The organism is Bacillus sp. JJ1127, from assembly GCF_036965845.1.
GTDB lineage: Bacteria > Bacillota > Bacilli > Bacillales > Bacillaceae_G > Bacillus_A.
This window is the reverse complement of the sequence record NZ_JBALQK010000212.1, coordinates 1-1,978: the sequence shown is the minus strand read 5'-3', so window position 1 is coordinate 1,978 and position 1,978 is coordinate 1. Positions and strand designations below refer to the sequence as shown.

The 1,978-nt window shown below is 35.9% G+C and carries 2 protein-coding genes; both read right to left on the bottom strand.

The features are described 5' to 3' along the window. Nucleotides 1-145: 145 nt before the first annotated feature. On the bottom strand, nt 146-823 hold the full coding sequence (locus tag V7183_RS19455) for an S-layer homology domain-containing protein (RefSeq protein ID WP_335360521.1): 678 nt from the start codon (nt 821-823) through the stop codon (nt 146-148). Between the two features lie 134 nt (nt 824-957). Next, nucleotides 958-1,848 (bottom strand): DMT family transporter, encoded by an 891-nt coding sequence (locus tag V7183_RS19450; protein WP_097897637.1) that lies wholly within the window; start codon nt 1,846-1,848, stop codon nt 958-960. Nucleotides 1,849-1,978 lie beyond the last annotated feature (130 nt).

Genomic DNA, 1,978 nt, shown 5'->3' with positions numbered 1-1,978 from the left:
TGCAGAACAAAAAGTAACCGACACTCGTTTGCTCATTCTGTTTTTACTTCGCATGTGGCAAAAAAAGGCCCTGACCAGATGCTCTCTCCCACCCAAAAAGAAGGGTTTTATGTTAGCTTTTTAATTGATGTATATATAATAGAATTTATTGCTTAGCTACTTCATCTTGTGAATAGTAGCTTAGTATTGCGTTATATAAAAACTTCGCATACTGATCACGAGTTACAAACATTTGTGGTTCATACTTCCCGTCACCAGTTCCTACCACAACGTTATTAGATTGTAAAGCACTAATTGCCTCCTTTGCCCAAAAATCTTCTGGCACATCCGTAAACGTATGCTTTTGTTTCACTTCAAATTCAAATGTTCTTGTAAGAATTTGTGCCATTTCTGCACGAGTTAACGGTGCCTTTGGACGGAATTTTCCATTTTCATCCCCTTTAAAAATACCAATATCTGTTAATTGCAAAATTTCGTATGGAAACATTGTTGAACTTCCATCGATGTCTTCATATGGATTTTCTAAATCTGCGCGCTGTTTCAGGCCAAGCGCACGATAGAGTACCGCTGCTGCTTGTTCACGTGTTACATTATCTCCTACACCAAACTTTCCATTTCCATAACCATACATAATTCTATGGTAGACTAAAGACGTAATTTCCTCATATGCCCAATGATCTTTTGGTAAATCATTAAATGTAAGCATGATATCCGGTCCAACTGGTGGAGTCTCATTAGTGTTTGCAGAAACGCTATTTGCACCTACAAATACCCCGCCCATTAAAGTAAGAGAAGTAATCACTTTTACTAACTGTTTCTTCATTTCATTCTTCCACCTTTCCCCCTTAATTTATGTACATATTAATTGTATAAAAAAAACCAAAAATGGAACAATATATTTCCGTGCATTACATATGACATTTTTTTGAAGTGTATTCATTACAATGTGTTTGCATCTCACGCTTCAGAGTGAATCTTTTCTTCCCATTGCACCGTTTCAGTTTTTGATTTCCGAAAAGTAAACGTCATTCCCGCGAAGATAAGAATAATCCCTACAATCTGCACTATAGTCGGCCGGAATCCAGTAAATACTGTGTCCAGTAGAATCGCTACACCTGGATCTAAAAAGACTAATACGGAAATAAGCCTTGTTGGCAAATCCCTTAAACTGTCGAAAAATAAATAATAAACAAACCCTGTATGTATGAGTCCTGTTGCTGTAATTGCAATCCAATTACTTTCTGTTAATCCTTGAAATTCCCCAAAGTCTACAAATGGCAATAAAAGAAATATTCCTAAAAACGTTTGCAAAAATGTCATTGCATACGCGCTGGTCTGCTTAATTCCTTTCCCTAATAAAGTCGTAAATGCATAAAACAATGCGGCAAGAAGCGCCCAAATCATCCCAGACGACATCAATTTCTCTAAAGAGATACTTCCATCCACTCCCGCTACTAAAACAGTACCAATAAAACAAATGACAATTGAAATAATAGATAATATTGTTAGTTTCTCTTTAAATACTACACTGCCAATTAGTAATACAAGAATTGGCGCAAGATGATATACAGAAATTGCAATCGTTATGGACATTACTTCAAAAGCTTTAAATAAAAAGACCCAGTTAAAAACGAGGAATACACCACAAGCTAATATTTGCAATATTTCTTTTCGATTCCATTTTTCCTCTTTAAACTGCCCTGTTACAAGCCAGCATAAAGTTAAAAATACCGTGGCACAAATGCAGCGTACAAATACTAATTCGAAAGATGGCAAACCGGTTCTTACCGAGAAAAATCCAATTGAGCCAAAAATAGACATAGATAGTATCATTTTTATAGCTGGCATCGATTTTGTTTGATTCTTTGGAAACAATGCATATAACCTCCTTTGAATTTTGCTATATATACATCAATTTAAAAAACGACATATCCCCCTCTTTTTCGGTGGGAGAGAGCATCTGACCATGCATAGAAGC